Below are 233 nucleotides of genomic sequence, written 5' to 3' on the forward strand. Positions count from 1 at the left end.
TCGTTGTTCCTGAAGGTCAGCCAGTTGAGGTAGCGGCCGTCGGTGGAGCCGGGGTACTGGCCGTTGTCGTGCCAGCCCGTGGCGTCGATGCTGGCGGTGTCCAGGCTGCTGGCCAGGAGATCGCCCATGATGTCGTTGTCGAACAGCTGCATGCCGCAGTCGGTGTGATGGATGACGAAGAACTCCTGGGTGCCGAGCAGCTTGTGCGAGATCACCAGCGAGCGGATGGCGTC

The 233-nt window shown here is 63.5% G+C and carries 1 pseudogene; it reads right to left on the bottom strand.

The features are described 5' to 3' along the window. A pseudogene (locus ACYQ1H_RS15675) lies at window positions 1–233 on the bottom strand (carbonic anhydrase); the annotation flags it as partial.

Source organism: Methyloparacoccus murrellii (genome assembly GCF_054657115.1).